The organism is Frankia gtarii (assembly GCF_025403375.1).
In the GTDB taxonomy this organism is placed as follows: Bacteria; Actinomycetota; Actinomycetes; order Frankiales; family Frankiaceae; genus Frankia; species Frankia gtarii.
Window position 1 is genome coordinate 1 of the sequence record NZ_JAMPTM010000368.1, and the last position, 5,850, is coordinate 5,850.

A 5,850-nucleotide genomic window follows, 5' to 3' on the forward strand; every position below is an offset into this window, starting at 1 on the left:
CCCCGCCGGCCGTCGGCGCACCGTTCGCGGGTCTGCCGGCCCAGGGAGCGTCCCCCGAGGTCAGGCCGTGACCGGGGGGGCCGGCTGGTCGGCTGGCGGCCGGGCGGCGCGGCCGCCCGGCCAGCGGATCCCCCAATCTGCGCCCCCGGTGCCGCAGGCGCCCCCGGGGCCGCACGCGGTGGTCGTCGCGGGCGCCCGGCCCAACTTCGTCAAGGCCAAGCCGGTTCTGGACGCCCTGGCGGCCGACGGGTTCCGCACCACCCTCGTGCATACCGGCCAGCACTACGACGAGGCGATGAGCGGGGTGTTCTTCGCCGAGCTCGATCTGCGCCGCCCCGACCACCATCTGGCGGCGGGCTCGGGCTCCCACGCCGTGCAGACGGCCGCGGTGATGACCGCCTTCGAGCCGCTGCTGGATCGGCTGGCCCCCGACGTCGTCGTCGTGTTCGGGGACGTGAACTCCACTCTTGCCTGCGCGCTCGTCGCGGCCAAGGCGGGGGTGCGGGCCGCGCACGTCGAGGCGGGTCTGCGCAGCGGCGACCGGTCGATGCCCGAGGAGATCAACCGTATCGTCACGGACCAGCTGTGCGCCGACCTGTTCGCCCCGTCGCCGGACGCGGTGGAACACCTGCTGCGGGAGGGCGCCGCGCCGCGGTCGGTGCACCTCGTCGGCAACGTCATGGTCGACACCCTGCTGGCCCGCCGGGACGAGGCGCTCGCCCGGCCGACCCTCGCCGAGCTCGGGTTGCATCCCGGCGGCTACGGGCTGGTCACCCTGCACCGGCCGGCCAACGTCGACGACGTCGCGGCGCTCGCCGGTCTGCTCGAGGCGCTCGGTGAGATCGCGGCTCGCTGCCCGCTGGTCTTCCCGGCGCACCCGCGTACGGCGGCCCGGGTGGGTGACCGGTTGCCGCCGGGGGTCCGCCTGCTCGGCCCGGTCGGGTACCTCGACTCGGTGGCCCTGCAGGCCGGCGCACGGATCGTGCTCACCGACTCGGGCGGGATCCAGGAGGAGTCGACGGTGCTCGGCGTGCCGTGCCTGACGTTGCGGGAGTCCACCGAGCGCCCGCTGACGGTCGTCGAGGGCACGAATCGTGTGGTCGGGCGTGACCGCCGGATCGTCGTCACCGCGGCGCTGGACACCCTGGAGCATCCGCCGGTCGCGCGCCGTCCGGCGCTGTGGGACGGGCAGGCCGGTCGGCGGATCGCCCGGGTGCTGGCACAGGCGGTGACGGCACCCACGGCCGGCGGTGCCTCCATGGACTCGGTGGCCACCGCGCGCTGAGGACACCGCGCGCTGAGGACACGATGAATCAGCTACGTCTCACTATGTAATTAATAAGCAACACTCTGCTCATGTCATCGAACAAGCTGGTGGTGGTCGGGCAGGGCTACGTCGGTCTCCCGGTGGCGATGCGGGCCGTCGCCATGGGCTGGCATGTCGTCGGAGTGGAGGTGGATCCCGACCGGGCCGCCCGGCTCGCGGCCGGGCACTCCTACGTCGAGGACATCCCGGACCCCGAGCTCGCCGCGGCCCTGCGCAGCGGCCGGTACGAGCCGACTCTCGACTACGCGCGGGCCGGCGGATTCGACGTCGCCGTGATCACCGTGCCGACCCCGCTGCGCGAGGGCGCACCCGACCTGTCCTACATCGTCGACGCCGCGCGCAGCCTGGCGCCCCTGGTCACCACCGGATCCACCGTGATCCTGGAGTCAACCACCTATCCCGGGACGACCGAGGAGCTGCTCGCCCCGCTGCTGGCCGAGGGCTCCGGGCTGCACCCCGGGGTGGACTTCCACCTCGGCTACTCCCCGGAACGCATCGACCCCGGGAACCAGACGTGGAACCTGGTGAACACGCCCAAGGTGGTCTCCGGCACGGGCCCGGCATCGCTGGCCGCCGTCACCGCCTTCTACGACAGCCTGATCGAACGGACGGTCCCGGTCGGTTCGACCCGCACCGCGGAGCTGACGAAGCTGCTGGAGAACACCTTCCGACACGTCAACATCGCGCTGGTGAACGAGCTGGCGATGTTCGCCCACGAGCTCGGCGTCGACGTCTGGGAGGCGATCGACGCCGCGTCGACGAAGCCGTTCGGCTACCTGCGCTTCACCCCCGGTCCCGGCGTCGGCGGCCACTGCCTGCCCATCGACCCGTCGTACCTGTCCTGGCGGGTACGCCGCAGCCTGGGGCGCAGCTTCCGGTTCGTCGAGCTGGCCAACGACGTCAACGACCACATGCCCGAACACGTCGTGCGCCGGGTGACCGAGATGCTCAACGCCCGGCACCTGCCCGTCGCCGGCCGGCGCATCCTGCTGCTGGGGCTGGCGTACAAGCGGAACACCGGCGACGCGCGGGAGGCGCCGGCGACCCGCGTCGCCGGTCTGCTGGCCGATCTCGGCGCCGACGTGCGCGCCGCGGACCCGCACGTCGACCCGGCGCGGCTGCCGGCGAGGGTGACCCTCGTCGAGGCGGGCGCGGCCGAGCTCGCGGCGGCGGACCTCGTCGTCGTGCTCGTCGACCATGACGCCTTCGACCGCGACACGGTGACCCGGCACGCTCGGCTCGTGCTCGACACCCGCCGCTGGCTGCCCGGTCCGACCGATGCCCGGCGGTCGGGCTCCGCCGTCGTGACGGTCCCATCCCAGGCGACCCGGCACGAAGACGCCGGACTAGCCGTGGAATCACTCTGACCTACCCGTACGACGACACGCCCGAAACTCACTCAACGAAACTGACTACTTACTAGTAGTCGATTTATCAGCCCTTCCCTCCTAGGATGATCGCTGAAAGTAATGATCAACTTACGAAAGGAGGGATCTGATGCGAAGCTCGTTCCGCGCGGCACACCGGGTGGGACCGCGCCGGCTCATCGCCGGCGTCGTGTCCGGTGGCGTCCTCGCGGCCACCATGGTCGGCGTGGGGGTGAGCCCGGCCTCGGCCGTCGCCAGCCCCCTGGCCTACGAGCAGTACGCCTACGGGACACAGGTCGTGCTGGGTAGCACGGTGACGTCGGGGCCGACGTTCCCGGCCGGGATCTCCTGCACCGTCCAGCCGAACCTGGCGGTGAGCGCCGGGGGCCTCGTCAACGTCCCGGGGGTGATCTCGGCGGCCACGGTCTTCCAGTCCGCGACCACCTCGGAGGTGGGTCCGAACAACAACCAGGTCGCGATCACCCGTAGCACGGTGGCCAGCGCGAGCCTCCTGGGCGGACGGATCGGGTTCAGCGGCCTCGCCGTCACCTCGACCGCGGTCAACACCGGGACGACCGTCGCGAGCGCCGGCGCGGTCTCGCTGGGCAGCCTGACCGTGCTCGGCCTCCCGATCCCGCTCGGCGCGATCGCTCCGAACACGGTGATCGGGCTCCCGGGCATCGGGACGATCACGCTCAACCAGCAGACCGTGGCGACGAACGGGATCCGCACCATCGGGGCACGGGTGCAGGTCCTCTCGGGACCGAACGCCGGCCTGGACATCGCGCTGGGCTTCACCCAGTCGCGCTTCCTGCCGAAGCCGCCGGTGTTCGTGACCGGGGTGGCGTACTCCGACCTGATCGCGGCGGGTCCGCTGTCGGTGAGCCCGCTCATCGCGCAGAGCGTTCCCTGTAACGGTGGATCGACCACAGCGAACCTGGCCGGCATCAACCGGCCGGGCGTCCTCACCACCGGGGTGATCTCGGCCTCGGGGGCGGCGGTCCTGGGTAATCCCACGCTTGGCACCACGAAGATCACGTTGGCCAACATCAATATCTTGAGCGGGCAGATCACGGCCAGTTCGATCACCTCGCAGGCGAACGCCTCGAAGAGCAACGGCCAACCCGCCGTGCTCGATTCCACCGGAACCCAGTTCGCCGACCTGGCGATAGCCGGGGTACCCATCCCGGCGAACGTGGCACCCAACACCTTCATCCCGCTGCCAGGGGTCGGGTACGTGGTGTTGAACCGCCAGATCCAGACCGCCAGTGCGCTGGAGGTCCGGGCCGTCGAAGTGGTGATCCAGATCGCGGGAGTCCTGCCGGTCGGGGCCGTGATCCGGCTGGGCGTCGCGTCGATCAACGCATCCGACAGCGGGGCGACCCCGCTGTCGGCGCCGCTCGACGCGCATGACATCACCGCGCTGTCGTCCGGGCATGTCGGCGAGATCTGCGCGGACGTACCGGACCCGGCGAAGTGCCTGGCGGTGAGCCAGACGCCGTAACCCGCACGACGCAGTCACAACCCCTGGGGATGCATGGTTGCACCCCCAGGGTGCGACCTCTGTGAGGGCCGGGCGGGTGGGGCGCAATGCCCCACCCGCCCGTTCGTTCCTCCGTCGCAGGATGACGAGCCTCGGCGTCCGGACCCTCCGTGAGTGTTGTATCTCTCTGTAGTCGCGTAATGGCTGTAGGTTGTCCACGTCCTGGGGGGAGCATCGGTGAAGGGCGGGGACCATGCGAGTTGTCGTCGCGACGGAGGCACGGTTCCACCGGGGAGTCGACGACGCGGTACTGGCCCGCACTCCCGGTGAGGCCTACCCGCACTGGTGCGGCTACCTCGGCGTCTTCGACGAGGTCGTGGTGCTCGCCCGGGTCGGAGCGGCGTCCCCCGACCCGGCGGTGACAGCGACCTTCCCGGTCGAGGGCGACGGGGTCCGCGTCGTCGCGTTGCCGCCCTACCAGGGGCCGGGCGGCTATCTGCGCACCGCGCGATCACTACGCTCCGTAATCGCCAAGGGGCTTGACTCGGGTGGCCAGCTTGCGCCCCAGGTCGTGGACACCCGCTACCTCGCGGTGATGCCCGGCATGGTCGGGGCGGCCCTCGTCACCGAGGTGCGTGCCCGCGGGCTGCCCTACGCCCTGGAGATCATCGGCGATGCCGAGGCGGTCGCCGGCGGGATGTTCGGCCGCTGGGCGCGCCGGCCGGCGCGGCGCTGGCTGGCCCGGCACGCCGCCGGAGCCCGGGCGGTCGGCTACGTCACCCGCGAGACCCTGCAACGCCGCTACCCGCCGGCGGCCGGGGCGTTGACGGCCGCCTACGCCTACGGTCGCCTGAACGCCGAGGACTTCACCGCGGCCCGCCCGCGCGCCGTCCGGCCGCCGGTACCGGCGACGCTGGTGACGATCGGCTCGCAGGACCGCCGGTACAAGGGCCACGACATCCTGCTGGCCGCGGTCGGCATGCTCGACGCGTGGGGGCACCGGCTGCGCGTCGTCATCGTCGGCACCGGTCGCCATCACGCCGCCCTCGTCCGCGCCGCCCGGCGAGAGGGGCTCACCGACGTCGTCGAGTTCGTGCCGGCGCTCGACCGGGCCGGCGTGCGCGCCGTGCTCGACGCCGCCGACCTGTTCGTCCTGCCGTCGCGGACGGAAGGCCTGGCCCGGGTGCTCATCGAGGCGATGGCCCGCGGGGTACCCGCGATTGCCACCGCCGTCGGCGGGACCGTCGAGCTGCTCGCGCCGCAGGACCTCGTCCCGTCCGAAGATCCAGAACGGCTCGCGATACGGATCGCCGAGGTCCTCGCCTCACCCGACACGCTCGCCGCGATGTCCGCGCGCAACCGCGCCGCCGCCGAGAACTACCGCGGCGACCGGCTGGCCACGCGGGCGTCGGCCTTCTACGCGGCGATCGCCGGTTGGGATCCGCCGGCGCGCGGCGGCCCGGCCACGCCGTCCGGATCGCCGTCCGGATTGCCGCCCGGATTGCCACCCGTGCGGACCCCTCAGCCGACGAGAGGGCGATCATGAACCCGGAGAGCACATCAACCCCGGCGACCACGTCCGCAGTGGAGACCATCGGGCGCACAGCGCCCGCGGACGCCCGTGTCGACCAGCGGCCAGGTGCCCCGAGCGGGTCCGCGACCGAGACCCGCCC

Annotated in this window: 4 protein-coding genes; all 4 read left to right on the plus strand. The window is 72.2% G+C overall.

Annotation, left to right across the window (positions count from 1 at the left end):
• Window positions 1-178: 178 nt before the first annotated feature.
• Entirely contained in the window at window positions 179-1,285 is a 1,107-nt protein-coding gene (wecB, locus tag NBZ83_RS29615; protein WP_498041092.1) for a non-hydrolyzing UDP-N-acetylglucosamine 2-epimerase, read from the plus strand.
• A 71-nt stretch (window positions 1,286-1,356) separates the two neighbouring features.
• Window positions 1,357-2,694, plus strand: a complete 1,338-nt coding sequence (locus tag NBZ83_RS29620) for a nucleotide sugar dehydrogenase (protein WP_261570870.1) — start codon at window positions 1,357-1,359, stop codon at window positions 2,692-2,694.
• Between the two features lie 130 nt (window positions 2,695-2,824).
• Window positions 2,825-4,198 carry a choice-of-anchor P family protein gene (locus NBZ83_RS29625; protein ID WP_261570869.1) on the plus strand — a complete coding sequence of 458 codons (1,374 nt, stop codon included), beginning with the start codon at window positions 2,825-2,827 and terminating at the stop codon, window positions 4,196-4,198.
• 232 nt (window positions 4,199-4,430) lie between these two features.
• A complete protein-coding gene (locus tag NBZ83_RS29630; protein WP_261576270.1) occupies window positions 4,431-5,723 on the plus strand; it encodes a glycosyltransferase in 1,293 nt (430 codons plus the stop codon).
• Window positions 5,724-5,850 lie beyond the last annotated feature (127 nt).